This window comes from Agrobacterium sp. Ap1, from assembly GCF_017313375.1.
In the GTDB taxonomy this organism is placed as follows: Bacteria; Pseudomonadota; Alphaproteobacteria; order Rhizobiales; family Rhizobiaceae; genus Neorhizobium; species Neorhizobium cellulosilyticum.
Genome location: NZ_JAFLMY010000002.1, coordinates 215,432 through 231,476, shown reverse-complemented (window position 1 = coordinate 231,476; position 16,045 = coordinate 215,432). Strand labels below are relative to the sequence as shown.

Here is a 16,045-nt window from a genome sequence, read left to right as displayed (position 1 = left end):
TCGATCTAGAGAAGGGAACAGAGCCGTAATGCGTCATAGATGGCCGCATGGATGTTGCGGCTCGATACGGCATCGCCGATCCTGACGAGGTCGAAAGTGGCATCTTCAAGCTTGAGAGGCAGCGGGACGCGGCGGTCGATCAGGGCGCGGTAATCCACCGCTCCAAGATTTTTCGACAATGGCTTCAATGCAAGAAACAAGTCGGCATTGGCCGCGGTGCCGTGTTCCACCACCACCTGACCGACCTGACGCTCAACAGTCGCGGGCGAGTAATCCGAACCGAGAACGGCCGTCAGGCCATTGCCATTGCGCCGCACGGATTTAAGCCGTGTGTTGATCGTGACCTTTACGTTCTTGTCCGCGAAGTTCTTTGCATAGGGCACATGGTTCATGCCGCCCATTTCCGGGGCGAAAAAACGCTCGGGGGAGACCAGTTCCAGCTCCGCGCCGCTTGATGCGATAACTTCGGCCGCGCTCATGCCCGGATGGCCGCCATTGTCGTCGAAAAGAAGAACCGAAGCTTGAGGCTTTGCGGTACCCGCGAGGATATCCCAGCTCGAGGTAACCAGATCCTCACCCTCCTCCAGCTCGGGCAATTGCGCGAAACCTCCTGTCGCGACAACAACAAGGTCGGGATAGAGCGACATGACGTCATCCGCCTCGGCGTAGATGCCGTAACGGATTTCCACACCGAGACGTTCGAGTTCCGACAGGCGCCAATCGATAATGCCGATCATTTCGCGCCGGCGGGGATTGCGGATGAGAAGATTGATCTGGCCGCCGGCCTCTCCCGTGGCTTCGAGCACTGTCACCGAATGCCCCCGTTCTGCCAGAACCCGCGCCGCCTCCAGCCCTGCCGGACCGGCGCCGACGACAACGGCGCGCCTTACCTCATGTGCAGGAGCGATATCATGAGATATCAGCGCCTCGCGGCCGGTCGCCGCATTGTGGATACAGAGCGCCTCGCCGCCTTCGTAAATCCTGTCCAAACAGTAGGTCGCACCGACACAGGGGCGGATACGCGCCTCCTCTCCGCGCATGATCTTCTGGACGATATGCGGATCGGCGATATGGGCGCGGGTCATGCCGACCATATCGAGCTTGCCGTCCGCGATCGCGTGGCGGGCGGTTGCAACGTCGGCGATGCGGGCCGCATGAAAGACCGGGAATTTCGTCGCCGCCCTAACCTCGCCGGCAAAATCCAGATGCGGCGAGGCGCGCATGCCCTGGATCGGGATGACATTGTCGAGATCGGCATCGTGATCTATATGGCCTCTTATGACATTGAGGAAATCGACATTACCTGAGGCGACCAGCCGCCTTGCGATCTCGATCCCCTCTTCGCGTGAAAGGCCCTTCTCCCAATCCTCGTCCGTCACCAGACGAATGCCGACAATGAAATCCGGTCCCACCGACTTTCGGACAGCCTTCAGCACCATGTCGGAAAAGCGCATGCGGTTTTCCAGCGAACCGCCGAATTCGTCCTCCCGCTTGTTTGTGGCGGGCGACCAGAACTGGTCGATCAGATGGCCGTAGGCCTCGATCTCGATCCCATCGAGACCGCCTTCCTGCATGCGGGCTGCGGCATCGGCATAGTCGCCGACGATCCGCTCGATATCCCAGTCCTCCATTTCCTTCGGGAAAGCGCGGTGGGCGGGTTCGCGGATAGGAGAAGGTGCGAGGACCGGAAGCCAGTTGCCCTTGTTCCAGTTGGTGCGCCGGCCAAGATGGGTAAGCTGGATCATCACCGCCGTGCCAAGCTCATGACAGTCGTCGGTCAACCGCTTCAGCCATGGAACGATCTCGTCCTTGTAGGCGAGCAGATTGCCGAAGGCGGGCGGGCTGTCGACCGAAACGCTGGCCGACCCCGCCGTCATCGTCATGGCGATGCCGCCCTTGGCCTTTTCCAGATGATAGAGCCGATAGCGATCCTTAGGCATCCCGTCTTCCGAATAGGCCGGTTCATGGGCTGTCGACATAATGCGGTTTTTCAGCGTCAGATGCCTGAGCTGAAACGGCTGTAGCAGCGGATCGTTGGACATCGAAATGGCGCGCTCTCGTTCGGTCGAGAGGGGATCATCGCCGAGGAGCGGGCTTCCCGCGACAATCAGAAGCGCCGCGGGATGTCTGTAAAACGGCAATTGCCGTCATGAGCTACGGTTGTTAGAAAATTCGTGATTATTTGTGCGAGCCCAATTATGAACTCTATCGATCAAGAGCGAGCATTTTCTGATAAGATCGACTGCAAATTTCCATACCTAGATACTTCCAAGGCTACGGCACTCGTCGCGGAAGCATTGTCCATTTCCCCAAATGCCGCATTTTGTGTGCTGTACGAAATCCTCGCCCCGCCACATTCGGAAAAGGTGCCAAAACAAAGACAGCGGGAATTGCTGGCCACCTGGAGTGAGCTTGCGAGTTTTCCCCTTGCTGTTCCCATCTCAAACATGGCCAGTCACGTGATTGATGGTAGAGAAGTGTCCACAAAACAGGCGCTAAGCTTGATGCGCGAAGCAGCGGCAATCCAAGGACAATACGCGGCTTTAACGGTGATATCTCACCTCGCATATGCGGGAAATGAAAACCTCGACTGTGATGCGGTGGATACTTTGGAGCGAGAAATTCGGATGCGATGGGATGCGTCTATATAACCACACCGGATCGAACCCTGCCTTTGCGGCAAAGTCCAGCTCTCAAGCAAGCTACGCGCGCCTCAGATCCGCTCGATCGCCATGAAGTCGTGGTAGTGGTCCTGCAGGTAGCGCAGGGTCGCGGCGCCATCGACCGGGCGGCCGTAGTGGTAGCCTTGCCCCATGCCGCAGCCGAGTGCGCGCAGCATGTCGACATCGGCCTGTTCCTCGATGCCTTCGGCAACGACTGCGAGATCCAGCCCCTGGCACATGGCGATGATGGCGCGCACGATATGTTCCGACGCGCGGTCTGAGGTGATGCGCGAGATGAAGGCGCGGTCGATCTTGACCTTGTCGAAGGTGAAGTCGCGTAGCCTGCCGAGGCTGGACTGGCCGGTGCCGAAATCGTCGAGCGAAATGCGCACGCCGCTTGCCCGCAGTTCCGAGATGATGCGCTGTGCCGTGTCGGCCGACGTCATCACGGCCGTTTCGGTGATTTCCAGTTCCACGCGGCGCGGATCAAGCCCGACGCGCGACAGCGTCGAGAGGATGTTGCGCGATGTGCCCGGATCCATGAGCTGGGCCGAAGACAGGTTGAAGGACAGGAAAAGCTCGCGCGGCCATGAAAGTGCAGCCTCTGCCGCTTTGCGCAGCAGAGTATCCGACAATGCATCGATAAAGCCGCGCTCTTCGGCCAGCGGCACAAAGACGGCAGGCGAGACGAAACCGAGATCGGCATCGCGCCAACGCGCCAAAGCTTCGAAACCCACCACCACGCCGTCGCGGATGCGCACGATCGGCTGGAAATGCACATCGACCGCATCTGTGATGATTGCGTTGCGCAGTGCCTGCTCGATCTGCGTGGCACGCTTCATTTCCTGGGCAATTTCAGTGGAATAAACAGTGATCTGGGCGCGGCCGCGGCGCTTGGATCGGTAGAGGGCCGTTTCGGCGCTCTTCAGCAGGTTTTCGAATTCCTCACCTGCGAAAGGATAGATGGCAAAACCGAAGGATGCCGAAAGGCGAACATTGCGGTCGCCCAAATCATACGGAGCGGACAGCACATCCTTCATCATCTGACCGATGCGCTCCGCCCCTACCCGCTCGAAGACAAGAGGAAGGACAAAGGCGAATTCGTCGCCATCGTGGCGTGTTACCGTCGCGCCATCGGGCATGCAGGCCTTCAGACGATGGGCAACCTGGCAGAGAATTTCGTCACCCGCCTCCGAGCCGAAAAGATCGTTGATGGGCTTGAAGCCGTCGAGATTGGCGATGCAGATGGCAAAGGGGGCTGGGTCGTCGGCGCGTTCGGCGGCAAGCAGGCGCACCTTGTCGCGCAACCGGTAGCGGTTGCCCAGGCCCGTCAACGGATCGCTGTAGGCCATGGCCTGCAACTCGTTCTGGCTGACGTGCGGCAATGGGTTGCCCGCTAGCTTCATAAAAAATCCTGCTCATCGAAACGAGCGAAGGATGAGGGACAAAGATTAAGAAACTCTGCTGATGTATCAGCTTATGCCAATATGGTCACGAAACGGGCCAAGCTTCAGCCGCTATCTCGTCTTCGTCCGAAAGCAAATACCTCTGGAATACCGCATCCAGTGCTTCCGGGCTGATCGGCTTCAGGATCACATCGTTCATGCCGGCCTCGATGCAGGCCTCGCGATCACGATCGAACGCTTGCGGCAGGACAGCGATGATCGGCACCGCCTGAACTCCGTCCTCAAGTGCACGGATCGCCGCAGACGCTTCGAAACCGGTCAGTTTCGGTAGCGTTACATCCATGAGAACAAGGCGCGGCGAATGCTCGCGCCAAAGGCGGACTGCCTCTTCGCCATCGGTCGCCAGAACGTAGCTATAGCCAAGTCCTTCGATGATCTGTGAAAAGACGATCTGATTGACTTCATTGTCCTCGGCAACAAGGACATCGATACTATCGTCCTTCGAGACCGGCGCGAACGACGGCTCGTCGATTGGCGGCAATATGATTTCATCAACGGGTTTGCGCAGTTCGGTGGCGATCCGAACCGGCAGGCCGGGCCCGAAAGTCCCTTCTTCGACACGCAATGCCGTTACGCCATAGGCTTCGGCGATCTGCTTCAACTCGGCCGGCATACGGGCATCGATGACGACGATGTCGATGCGGACATCGGCTTCGGCCGCGAGCTGAAGAAACAGGGTGAGTTCCTCGGCGTCGGCTGCGGCTGAAACATCGGCGGCCTGGCGGGAAAGGACATCGATTGCCTCCGCCACCGTGTCGGCGAAACGGCTTACAACGAGTATCTTTGCGCCAGCGACGGCGGAGAGCGGGTCGACGGCCGAGCTCGAAACGGCGCTCCGGGTCATGTCGATCGGAACAAAGCCGGAGACCCATTCGCTCGATTGCTGCGACAGATCGGTACGGACGCCGGCGACAACCGACGACACATCCTGCTTGACGGTTACAAGATAATAACGGCCGGGCTTGCCGATCCGATACTTGTGGACGATCGTCAGTGCGGTCGAACCATCAGGGCGGGTGATGTGCTCGGGGAGCTGGATCGGGTCGCCGGTCTCATAGACATGCTGGTTGATCGGCGCAAGACGGTCTTCGAAGGCCCTGGAATTGATGTCGGAACCCTTGTGACCAAGGATCGCATCGGCGGGCAGATCGAGGAAATCGCAATTGGCCTTGTTGACCGCGACGAAGGTGGCGTTGCGGTCCTTGACGCTGATCGGGAAAGGCAGGTTGTCGAGAACTTCTTCGGTCACCTGAACGCGTTCGGTGTCGAGGCGCCACTGCTCCTCGCGCTTCTTCTGTTCGGAGACATCCTTGATGACGCAGACGCCGTAGCCGGAAGGAAGACGGCGCTTGACGACACTCAGCCACCGATCGGGACCGGGGCGCTCCAGGCTTTCCGAACGCTCCTTCCACAGACCGGCAATCTGTTCGGCGACCCAATCCTCGCGATTGAGCGCACGGCGATAATTGTGGGTGTCGGCGACAAGGCGGATACCGGCATCATACATGGCAGCGAGAAGATCGCGAATACGGGTTCCCGGCACCAGCAGACGGGGCTGTACCCGTGTGATGCTCGCGATCTGCTGGCTGGCAAATACGACAAGATCGTTCCTGTCGTAAAGCAATACAGCCGCGGACAAGCCTTCGGCCAGTGCTTCCAGAATGGCAGTCTGAATGTTCGGATCCGCCGCGTCCAAATCATTCATGGATGAAACTCCGTATGCTTTCGGGACGGCTTTCGGCCACTCCCGGTCAGCCGATTCAACGTACGATCGGCAAAACTTCCTTCACGCTCGTCAATGGGAACATGCTGGCTGCAAGTCATCAACGAATGACCAGATTGTTGTGGCGGTGCCCAGCTGGCCGCCACTCCGGTCATTCGCGAAGAGCAGAGATGCTCTCCCGGATTCATCCAATTTCTCACATGAACCCTAGCCCGTTTACCTTAAGGCCGGATTAATGGCGTTTCCCATTGAGACGATTGCCGAGGATAATCCTATTGCAGCACTTTCCTCCGGCCGCAGAATCCCCGAAAATAGCGACATGTCTGTAAAGCTCCTGCCTGAAACCCTGATCAACCAGATCGCCGCCGGCGAAGTCATTGAACGGCCCGCCAGCGCGACAAAGGAATTGATCGAGAATGCGATCGACGCCGGTGCGACGCGTATCGAAATCGCCACGGCCGGCGGGGGCAAGAGCCTTGTCCGCGTCACCGACAACGGATCGGGCATGGATGCGGCAGATCTGGAACTGGCCGTGCGCCGCCATTGCACCTCGAAGATCTCGACGACGCTCGACGATATCCACACGCTCGGTTTCCGCGGCGAAGCGCTGCCGTCGATCGGTTCGGTCGCGCGGCTGACGATCACCAGCCGCCGCCACGGCGATCCGTCCGGCTCGCAGGTCTCCGTCCACGGCGGTGCTGCCATCCCGGTCAAGCCGGCGCCGGCCAATCCCGGTACGGTGGTCGAGGTGCGCGACCTGTTCTTTGCCACCCCTGCCCGGCTGAAATTCATGAAGACCGAGCGGGCGGAGGCGGCAGCGATCACCGAAGTGGTCAAGCGCATGGCCATCGCCTTCCCGCATATACGTTTCGTGCTCTCCGGTTCCGACCGCTCGACGCTGGAATTTGCCGCCACCGGTGACGACCATCTTGCCCGCATGGCACAGATTCTCGGCTCTGAATTCAAGGAGAATGCGATCGAGATCGATGCCGGGCGCGAGGATGTGTCGCTGTCCGGTTTCGTCGGCGTGCCGACCTTTCACCGCGGCAACTCGGCGCATCAGTTCGCCTTCGTCAACGGGCGGCCGGTGCAGGACAAGCTGATCCTGTCTGCGATCCGCGGTGCCTATGCCGAACAGATGCCGGCGGGGCGTTATCCGGTCGCGGTTCTGTCGATCGACCTCGATCCCGCCTTTGTCGATGTCAACGTGCATCCGGCCAAGGCCGATGTGCGTTTCCGCGATCCGCAACTGGTGCGCGGGCTTATCGTCGGGGCCATCCGTCAGGCGCTGCATCGCGAAGGCGACCGGGCGTCGACCACCGGGGCTGCAGCCATGCTGCGGGCCTTCCAACCCGGCTCTTTCCAGCAGCCTTCCGCTCAACCGGGCTTTTCCGAGGGCTCGGCTTCAGCTTTCCCGCAGCGTTCCTATCCGCATTCGGCTCCCGCGCAGGCAAGCTGGTCCGCGTCTTCTTCGCCTTCAAGACCGCTCGATCTCGATATCGCAACCGCCTATGCAGCCCGCCCGGTCCAGTCCGGTTTCGACGCCTTTGCCGCGCCGACGGCTCGCGCCGACAGGGGTGCGGAAACAACCTATACGCCTGAGACCACCGCCGCCGGTTACCGGCTGGGTGCTGCCCGCGCGCAGGTCCATGAGAACTATATCGTCGCCCAGACAGAGAAAGGTCTCGTGATCGTCGACCAGCATGCGGCACATGAACGCCTGGTCTACGAGAGCCTGCGCAAGGCGCTGGAAAATGACCGCCTTGCCTCGCAGGTGCTGCTGATCCCGGAGATCATTGACCTTCCGGAAGAGGATTGCGACCGGCTGATGGTGCATGCAACGGAACTCGACAGGCTGGGGCTTGCGATCGAGCGTTTCGGTCCGGGCGCGGTTGCCGTGCGCGAAACGCCGGCCATGCTCGGCGAAGTGGATGTGAGCGCGCTTGTCCGCGATCTCGCCGACGAGATCGCGGAATGGAATACGGCGAGCGGCCTCAGGAACAAGCTCGAATATATTGCCGCGACGATGGCCTGCCACGGATCAGTCAGGTCCGGTCGGCGGCTGAAACCGGACGAGATGAATGCGCTTTTGCGCCAGATGGAGGCGACACCCGGCTCGGGAACCTGCAACCATGGGCGGCCGACCTATATAGAACTCAAGCTTTCTGATATAGAAAGGCTGTTCGGGCGGAGTTGAGAAGCGCTCTGGTAATCGTAATTGGTTCGGGGTAGAGGGGACCGATGTTTTTTCGCAGGAGACGAGTGATGAACCGGTTTGAGGGAAGCGGCTTTCGCGAGGCCAAGATCCGCTATCTCGACGGCGACTACCAAATCCTGAGCGCCGGCTCCTACGTCACCTGCGCCTTGACCGGCGCGCATATCCCGGTCGACGAACTGCGTTATTGGAGCGTTGCAAGGCAGGAAGCCTATATCGACTGCGCAACCTCGCTCGAAGCCGAAAAACGCGCCGGCACGCTGCCGAACCAGCAGGTGGGCTGAACGATCAGCCCTTGGCCGCGCCCTCGCGCAGCCGTCTTTCGCGGAAATTCCTGAATGCCGCCTCGATCATGGTCAAAGGACCATTGGGATCGTCGAAGACCATGTCGATCTCGACGATCTTCGATCTCTCCAGCAGCGTGCGGGCCGGGCCGGAATGGCCGGCAAGGCGGGCGGCATCCTTGGCCGTAGTCGCCAGTACCAGGTCCTCGCGCTCGGCATCGTCGAGCAGCGACTGGATCTCGTCCCCGGTGAAATAATGATGATCGGGAAAGGAGCGGGTCGTCGAGATCAGCCCGCCGATGGCGCGGACGGTGCGGTAGAATTTTTCCGGATCTGCTATTCCGGCATAGGCCAGCACATTCTTGCCCGACAGGCTGGCATCCGGACGCGGCACGGTCGTGGCGACATGGATCGCTTTGCCGGCACGAGCTGCCTTGCGGACAAGCGCATCCGCAGCTTCGCCATTACCAACTTTGAGGATGGCAGAGAGCTGGTGCATCTGTTCCTTTATCGGAGCGCGAACCGGGCCACCCGGAACGAGATGGCCATTGCCGATGCCTCTTACGCTATCGATCACCACAAGAGCGAAATCCAGATGCAGGCGGGCACTCTGGAAACCGTCGTCCATGATGATCAGGTCGGCGCCTTCCGCGGCCAGTTTTCTTGCGCCATCGACCCGCTTGCGCGAGATTACCGTCATGGCTTCTGCCGCCAGAAGCAGCGCCTCGTCGCCCACCGCATCGGCCCGGTGGCGATCGCGATCGACCAGCGTGGTCACATCCAGCGAGCCGCCATAACCGCGGCTGAGGAAACCGGGTGTGTGGCCCATTGCCTTGGCAGCCCTTGCGAGCGCGATCGAGGTCGGGGTCTTGCCGGCGCCCCCAACTGTAAAATTGCCTACACAGATCACAGGTATCGGGGCAGAAGCGCGCTTGGCCGTGCGCATCCTTTTGCCCGCAACCGCGCCATAGATGGCCGAAAAAGGTGACAGCGCATAAGCGCGCCAATCGGCCTTTTCCCACCAGAAGGGCGGCGCTTCGGAAACCATCGCGGCTAGTCCCCTAAGCGGGCCGCGCCGGGCGATGCGGGGGCAAAGATGACGTCGGGAAGTGCGGTAATATCGTCGAGACAATGGTCGGCAAGGGCGGAAAGCGTCTGGCGCGTCCCCGTGCCGGTCAGGACGGCAAGGTTGAGCCCGGCACCTGCGGCACGGCCCATATGCATGTCGTGATTGTTGTCACCCACCATCGCGACTTCCGCCGGCTGAAGGCCGACGGCCTTGCAGAAGGCGAGCATCATGCCCGGCTGCGGCTTGGTGCCGAAACCGCTGTCGTAACCGGCGATGAAATCCACATGTCCGGAAATGCCGAAGCTTTCGGCCATGCGGCGGATTGCCTTTTCGTTGTCGCTGGAGGCGATGCCAAGCTTCAAACCGCGTGCCTTCAAATCCGAAAACACGGAAGGGAGATCGGCGACCGGCACGGAAAATTCCGCCGCACGGAGGAACAGCGCGTCCAGTTCGCGGGTCAGCTCATCGACATCGAGCGGCGAGCCGGCCGTGACGAAACCTTGGGCAATCTCGGCGGAATTACCGGCGGCGAGCAGGCTGTCGGCTTTCGTCTTGCCCGTCTCCGGGTCCATGCCGCCGGCGGCCAGCAGAACGAGTTCGAGCGCTGCGTTTCCGGCTGCAGCGATGCGTGCAGCCTCCCGGTTTACCGGTCCCCAGCTTTCGTCGTAACGGATAAGCGTGCCGTCCTTGTCGAACAGGATGCCCGCGATCGCGGGGGGCGGGCTCACCGAGCGGTTCCGGCAGCCGCGACCTTCGGCTGCAGGCGTGCCGTCACGGTCAAGGGATTGAGATAGGGTTCGAGCGCCTTGACGGTCTTGGCGAGTGCACCGCGCAGGTCTTCCATCGCATCGGCTCCGGCTTCCACCATCCTGGCCCGGGCGTGATCGGTAATCAGCAGGTAATGCACGGCCTTGGCCAGCATCTCGACATCCTTGACTACTCGCGCCCCACCTTTGCGGACGAGATGTTGATAGGCATCACGGAAATTCTGGATGTTCGGGCCGGTCAGCACGGCGCAACCGATCATTGCCGGCTCCAGGGGGTTCTGACCACCTTCATTGGTCAGCGAGCGGCCTACAAAGGCGATTTCGGTCAGGCGCAGGTAAAGCCCCATTTCGCCTATGGAATCGCCGAGGAAAATGTCGGTCTCAGGCGTCAGTTCGTCATTGCGCGAACGACGTGCAACAACGAGTCCCTCTTCCTTGAGCATGGTTTCGATCGCATCAGCCCGGTCAGGATGGCGTGGCACGATGATGGTCAACTGGCCATTCTTCGGTTTCAGCGCCCGGTGAACGGTTGCTGCAGCCATTTCCTCGCCATCGAAGGTGGAGATCGCTGCCCAGGTCTTGCGGTCGCCGATCTCTGCCTTGTATTTCGCCAGCAGCAGCTCGTCGCAGGGTGGCGGATCCGTATCGCTCTTCAGGTTTCCAGAGACGATGACCGGCCATGCACCGAGGTCACGGAAGCGTTCTGCATCGAGATCGGACTGGGCGACGACAAGCGCCATCTTGTCGAACAGCGCCTCAGCCACCTTGGCGTGGTTGCTCCAGCGCGTGAAGGAGCGATCCGAAATGCGGGCATTGACCCGGATCTGCGGGATGCGGCGGCGCGCGAGTTCAGCGACGGTTGTCGGCCAGATTTCAGATTCCGCCGTAATGCAGGCATCCGGCCGCCAATAGGCGATGAAACGCTTGATCGGGAATTTAAGATCGATCGGCACATACTGATGGATGACCTCGTCGCCCAGTCGAGCGGCGACAAGCGCAGCGGAGGTGACAGTGCCGGTAGTCAGCACGACATGGATTTCGCGGCGGCGCAGTTCACGGATCAACGGCAGGATGGAAAGGGTTTCCCCGACGCTTGCCGAATGAACCCAGACCAGCGGCCCACGAGGACGCGGCTGGCTCGCATAACCCAGTCTCTCAAGTCGTCTTGAGCGGTCTTCCTTGCCCTTCATCGCCCGGCAGGCGAGATAGGGGCCGGCCAAAGGATAAAGCGCCACGCCTACAAGGCGATAGCCGGCAAGAGCCATGCGAGCCACAGCACCGCTCATAGCCCTCGCTCCATATCCCTGCCTAGCGCCATCAATACCTCACCCCTGGAGCGATAATTTAGCTCGTCTTACCTGCTTCATAAATGCGTCAAAAAAGCGAGCTTCAGGTCAAGTGCGCCCTAACCTGAAGGCCTATCATATTTCTGGCGCCTTGTGTCAGGCCTACTTGATTTCAGGATCCAGAAGGCGGTGCATGTGGACGATGAAATAGCGCATCTCGGCATTGTCGACAGTCGACTGCGACTTTGAGCGCCAGGCGGTCAGCGCTGTTGCGTAGTCGGGATAGATGCCAACAATGTCGAGGGCAGACAAATCCTTGAACTGCACGCCGTCCAGGCTCGCAAGTTCACCGCCAAAAACCAGGTGCAGGAGCTGCTTCTTTTCGCTCGATTGCGTCATTTCCAAATCCGTCCATTTCTTGACTAGAAGCCCTTCCTCTGCGGCATTCCGTCACAAAGGTCAACCCGCTGCACCGGTCACAAGATGGGGCAGAAGCACATGGCGCGCATGGCGGGTTCCAGCCACCAGAACGCCGTGACGGACGGTTTCGCGATTGTAGATCAGGGGTTGGTCATCAAGCCCGGTCAGCGCCCCGCCTGCACGCTCCAGTATCAGGTCGGCAGCGGCCAAATCCCAGTCATGGCTGTCCTTCTTCACGATCGTCCCATCGATGCGTGCATCGGCCACCATCGCCAGGCGATAAGCGAGCGAGGGAACGTGGCTGACGCGGTGGATTGCAAGCTCGGGCTGCAGCTTCTTGACGATCTTGTCGTCCGCGGCCAGCACCAGTTCGTCAACCTCCACCTCGGATCGGACAGCGATCGGTGCGCCGTTCCTCAAGGCCGGACCTTCTGCCACGGCCTGGTATTCCTGCTGCAGCGCCGGCGCGACGAGGACGCCCGCCACCGGGCGGCCCTCGTGGACAACCGCAACCGATACGCACCAGATCGGCTCTCCGGCGATGAAGGCGCGGGTGCCGTCGATCGGATCGACCACGAACAGCGTCTCACAGGTCAGCCGGGCGCTGTCGTCATCGGTCTCTTCCGAAAGCCAGCCATAATTCGGGCGCGCCTTCAGAAGAAGCGACTGGAGACGATCATTGGCGGCAAAGTCGGCGGCGCTGACCGGCGAGCGGCCCTCGTTCTTCCACCAGACTTCCGGCGATTGCCGGAAATAGCCGTTGGCGATCTCACCTGCCTGCCGGGCGGCATCGAGGATGAGATCGAGATCGGCGCTCCAGTTTTTGTCAGAGGAAACCATGGCGTCAGCTTCCCGCCAGCGTCATGCCCTCGATCGCGATGGTCGGCGAAGCGACACCGTATTTGCGGTCGATATCGTTTGCCAGCGTGAGACGCATGAACATGTCCTTGAGGTTGGACGCGATCGTCACCTCGGAGACGGGGAAGGCAAGCTTGCCGTTTTCGATCCAGAAACCGCTGGCGCCGCGCGAATATTCGCCGGTGAGCATGTTTACGCCTTGGCCGATCAGTTCGGTCACATAAAGGCCGGTACCCACCGACGCGATCAGTTCCTCCGGCGAGATATCGCCCGGTTCAAGCGCCAGGTTGGTAGAGGCCGGGGTGACGGAGTTACCGCCGCGCACGCCACGACCATTGGTCGGCAGGCCGAGTTCGCGGCCGGTGGAGGTCGACAGGAACCAGTGCTTCAGCACGCCGTCCTCGATCATCGTCATCCGCTCGCCGGAAACACCTTCGCCATCGAACGGACGCGAGGATGAACCGCGGACGATCAGCGGATCGTCGGTGATGTTGAGACCAGCCTTCAAAACCTGCTGGCCCATCCTGTCACGCAGGAAGCTCGTCTTGCGCGCCACGGATGAACCATTGATGGCGCCGGCGATCGTGCCTACGAAACCACGCGCCATGCGCGGATCGAAAACGACGGTGACATTGCTTGCCGTCGGCACCTGGCGCGGATTGATACGGGCAACCGCACGCTCGCCGGCGCGCCGACCGATCAGGTCCGGCGCGTCGAGATCGGCGTCATAAAGGCGGCTGTCGAAATCGTAGTCGCGCTCCATCTTCGTGCCTTCGCCTGCAATTGCGCTGACGGAGCGGCCGAAACGCGTGGCCATGTAGCTGCCGGAAAAGCCATGCGAGGTGACGAGAACCATGCCGCCCATGCCCGCAGAGGCGCCGGCGCCGGAAGAATTGGTGACGCCATTGACGGCCAATGCAGCAGCTTCGGCAGCAAGGGCTGCCTCACGCAATGCATCGGTTGGCACATCGGTCGGGTCAAAAAGGTCGAGATCCGGATAGGATTTCGACAGCCGGTCCGCATCCGCCATGCAGACGAAGGGGTCTTCGGGAGAGACCTTCGCCATGGCGACGGCGCGTTCCGCAAGCGTCTTCATGTCGAAGCCCGGATTGGCCGACACGCTGGCAACCTTCTGGCCGACAAACACGCGCAGCGAAAAATCGTCGCTTTCCGATGATTCAGTTCCCTCGACCTTGCCGAGGCGCACCGAGACGGAGCGCGAGCGCGAGCGGACCACGACTGCATCGGCCGCATCGGCGCCTGCCGCCTTCGCCAGGTCGATTAGTTCAGAAGCACGGGATAAAAGCTGGGCGGAATCAATTTCAGAGCTCATATTTGCAAGCCTTTCGTTCCTGTCCCATTTATTGTGAGCGCTTCGAAGCATCAAGTGTGCCACACCTTTTCTTGACCGGGTTGTCGCGTCTGCGAACAGCCCGACTGATTCATTCCGCCTATTCGAAAGTTTCTGCATGACCGCACCGGGCTCGCTATTCACCGAAATGTTGCTTCTTCTGGCCGGAGCGGTCATCGCCGCACCAATCTTCAAGAGGCTGGGGCTTGGCACGGTTCTCGGCTATCTGGCGGTCGGCGTCATCATCGGCCCGGTCTTCCAGCGTATCACCGATACGGAAGAGGTGCTGCATGTGGCGGAATACGGCGTTGTCTTCCTGCTCTTCGTCATAGGGCTGGAGCTCAAACCCTCGCGCTTATGGCAGATGCGCGGCGACGTGTTCGGTCTTGGTCCGGTTCAGGTTCTTTTGACCGGGCTTGCGCTTGCGGCGCTCGCCTTCGAGACCGGCATGGCGACGTGGCAGGGAAGCCTGATCGTCGGCTTCGGCCTTGCGCTATCCTCCACCGCCTTTGCATTGCAGTTGCTCAACGATGCTGGCGATATCAACAGCCGCTACGGGCAACGCTCGTTTTCAGTTCTGCTGTTCCAGGATCTGGCGATCGTGCCGCTTCTGGCGCTGATCACCGTGCTTGCGCCGGGAACGGAGGAACAGGCCGCCACGCCGTTTGTCGATTTCGCCATTGCGATCGCGGCCATCGGGGCGATGATCATCGCCGGGAAATATCTGCTCAATCCGATGTTCCAGATCATTGCCCGCACCGGCGCGCGCGAGGTGATGATCGCGGCCGCCCTGCTCGTCGTGCTCGGATCGGCGGCGGCAATGCAGATGGTCGGCCTGTCGATGGCGATGGGGGCGTTTCTCGCCGGTGTGATGCTGGCGGAATCCTCCTATCGGCACGAGCTGGAGGCGGATATCGAGCCGTTCCGCGGCCTGCTTCTGGCACTGTTCTTCGTTGCGGTCGGCCTGTCGCTGGAACTCGAAGTGATCGTCGACAACATCCTGTTCATCATACCGGCCGTCATCGTGTTCATGGCGGTGAAGGCGTTTATCGTCTACGGGCTCTGCCGGCTCTGGGGCTCATCCCATAACGATGCGATCCAGATCGCCTTCCTGTTGCCGCAAGGCGGCGAATTCGCCTTCGTTCTGTTTACCACCGCCACCGCCGCCGGGCTTCTGTCATCCTCGACCGCCTCGCTGCTGATCGCCATCGTGACGCTTTCGATGGCGCTGACGCCGCTTGGTGCGGCACTTGCCAAACGCCTGATGCATGGTGAGGCGCGGGAGGAACTGGACGAGGATTTCGCCGGCGCCGGCGCAGACGTGCTGATGATCGGCTTTTCCCGTTTCGGCCAGATCGCCTCGCAGATGCTGCTTGCCGGCGGCAGCGCCGTGACCGTGATCGATGATTCCGCCGATCGTATCCGCCAGGCCGCCAATTTCGGCTTCCGCATCTATTTCGGCGACGGCACCCGTCGCGACGTGCTCGTGTCATCCGGTATCGAAAAGGCCAAGATCGTCGTCGTTGCGACGCAGAAGAAGGAAACGACCAGCAGGATCGTCGAGCTTATCCAGTCAGAGTTTCCCAATGTCCGGCTTTTCGCCCGTTCCTATGACCGCATCCATTCCCTGTGGCTGAGGGAAAAGGGCGTCGAATACGAATTGCGCGAAACGCTGGAATCCGGCCTGCTGTTTGGTGCCAAGACGCTGGAAGCGCTCGGCATGTCCGAAGCGCGCGCCGAGGAAATTCTTCAGGATATCCGCCGCCGCGACGAGGAGCGCCTGCAGATCCAAGCAGTCGAGGGCATTTCGGCAGGACGTGACAAGCTGTTCAACAGCCCCGTCAAGCCGGAACCGTTGATCAAGCCGAAACGTATCAGTGTTCAGGAAGACGTGGCCGACGAGGTGGAAGCGGGTCTGTCTCTGGGGAAATGGTGAGCCGGAC

The 16,045-nt window shown here is 60.7% G+C and carries 13 protein-coding genes; 4 read left to right on the top strand and 9 right to left on the bottom strand.

Translation table 11 applies throughout. From position 1 onward, the window contains the following. Positions 1-5: 5 nt before the first annotated feature. A complete protein-coding gene (locus tag JZX87_RS04455; RefSeq protein WP_206824558.1) occupies positions 6-2,042 on the bottom strand; it encodes an NADH:flavin oxidoreductase in 2,037 nt (678 codons plus the stop codon). 156 nt (positions 2,043-2,198) lie between these two features. On the opposite strand from JZX87_RS04455, the gene JZX87_RS04450 reads away from it, so the two are divergent. After that, positions 2,199-2,651, top strand: a complete 453-nt coding sequence (locus JZX87_RS04450) for a hypothetical protein (RefSeq protein ID WP_183823110.1) — start codon at positions 2,199-2,201, stop codon at positions 2,649-2,651. A gap of 62 nt (positions 2,652-2,713) precedes the next feature. Here the strand turns inward: JZX87_RS04450 and JZX87_RS04445 are convergent, their stop codons facing one another. Together JZX87_RS04445 and JZX87_RS04440 are read right to left on the bottom strand one after the other, a co-directional pair. Continuing rightward, on the bottom strand, positions 2,714-4,069 hold the full coding sequence (locus tag JZX87_RS04445) for a putative bifunctional diguanylate cyclase/phosphodiesterase (protein WP_148142899.1): 1,356 nt from the start codon (positions 4,067-4,069) through the stop codon (positions 2,714-2,716). 85 nt (positions 4,070-4,154) lie between these two features. Then, entirely contained in the window at positions 4,155-5,834 is a 1,680-nt protein-coding gene (locus tag JZX87_RS04440; protein WP_148142900.1) for a response regulator, read from the bottom strand. 337 nt (positions 5,835-6,171) lie between these two features. Here JZX87_RS04440 and mutL point away from each other — a divergent pair, with 337 nt between their 5' ends. Both mutL and JZX87_RS04430 read left to right on the top strand, forming a co-directional pair. Further along, entirely contained in the window at positions 6,172-8,049 is a 1,878-nt protein-coding gene (gene mutL / locus JZX87_RS04435; RefSeq protein WP_206824556.1) for a DNA mismatch repair endonuclease MutL, read from the top strand. Between the two features lie 68 nt (positions 8,050-8,117). Beyond that, entirely contained in the window at positions 8,118-8,351 is a 234-nt protein-coding gene (locus JZX87_RS04430) for a DUF2093 domain-containing protein (protein ID WP_183684976.1), read from the top strand. A gap of 4 nt (positions 8,352-8,355) precedes the next feature. On the opposite strand, the gene lpxK is transcribed toward JZX87_RS04430, so the two are convergent. From lpxK to JZX87_RS04400, 6 genes are all read right to left on the bottom strand, one after another. After that, a complete protein-coding gene (lpxK, locus tag JZX87_RS04425) occupies positions 8,356-9,399 on the bottom strand; it encodes a tetraacyldisaccharide 4'-kinase (RefSeq protein ID WP_206824146.1) in 1,044 nt (347 codons plus the stop codon). Between the two features lie 5 nt (positions 9,400-9,404). Then, the gene (locus JZX87_RS04420; RefSeq protein WP_206824145.1) at positions 9,405-10,148 is read right to left on the bottom strand and encodes an HAD family hydrolase; all 744 of its coding nucleotides are present in this window, start codon (positions 10,146-10,148) and stop codon (positions 9,405-9,407) included. Continuing rightward, positions 10,145-11,473 (bottom strand): lipid IV(A) 3-deoxy-D-manno-octulosonic acid transferase, encoded by a 1,329-nt coding sequence (waaA, locus tag JZX87_RS04415; RefSeq protein WP_206824144.1) that lies wholly within the window; start codon positions 11,471-11,473, stop codon positions 10,145-10,147. Before waaA ends, JZX87_RS04420 begins: the two co-directional genes overlap by 4 nt. A gap of 162 nt (positions 11,474-11,635) precedes the next feature. Further along, positions 11,636-11,872, bottom strand: coding sequence for a DUF4170 domain-containing protein (locus tag JZX87_RS04410; protein ID WP_206824143.1), 237 nt, complete (start codon positions 11,870-11,872; stop codon positions 11,636-11,638). A gap of 60 nt (positions 11,873-11,932) precedes the next feature. Next, positions 11,933-12,733 carry a 3'(2'),5'-bisphosphate nucleotidase CysQ gene (locus JZX87_RS04405; RefSeq protein ID WP_206824142.1) on the bottom strand — a complete coding sequence of 267 codons (801 nt, stop codon included), beginning with the start codon at positions 12,731-12,733 and terminating at the stop codon, positions 11,933-11,935. A 4-nt stretch (positions 12,734-12,737) separates the two neighbouring features. Further along, positions 12,738-14,084 (bottom strand): TldD/PmbA family protein, encoded by a 1,347-nt coding sequence (locus JZX87_RS04400; RefSeq protein WP_206824138.1) that lies wholly within the window; start codon positions 14,082-14,084, stop codon positions 12,738-12,740. 136 nt (positions 14,085-14,220) lie between these two features. Here JZX87_RS04400 and JZX87_RS04395 point away from each other — a divergent pair, with 136 nt between their 5' ends. Next, positions 14,221-16,038, top strand: a complete 1,818-nt coding sequence (locus JZX87_RS04395; RefSeq protein ID WP_206824137.1) for a monovalent cation:proton antiporter-2 (CPA2) family protein — start codon at positions 14,221-14,223, stop codon at positions 16,036-16,038. The last annotated feature ends 7 nt before the right edge of the window (positions 16,039-16,045 follow it).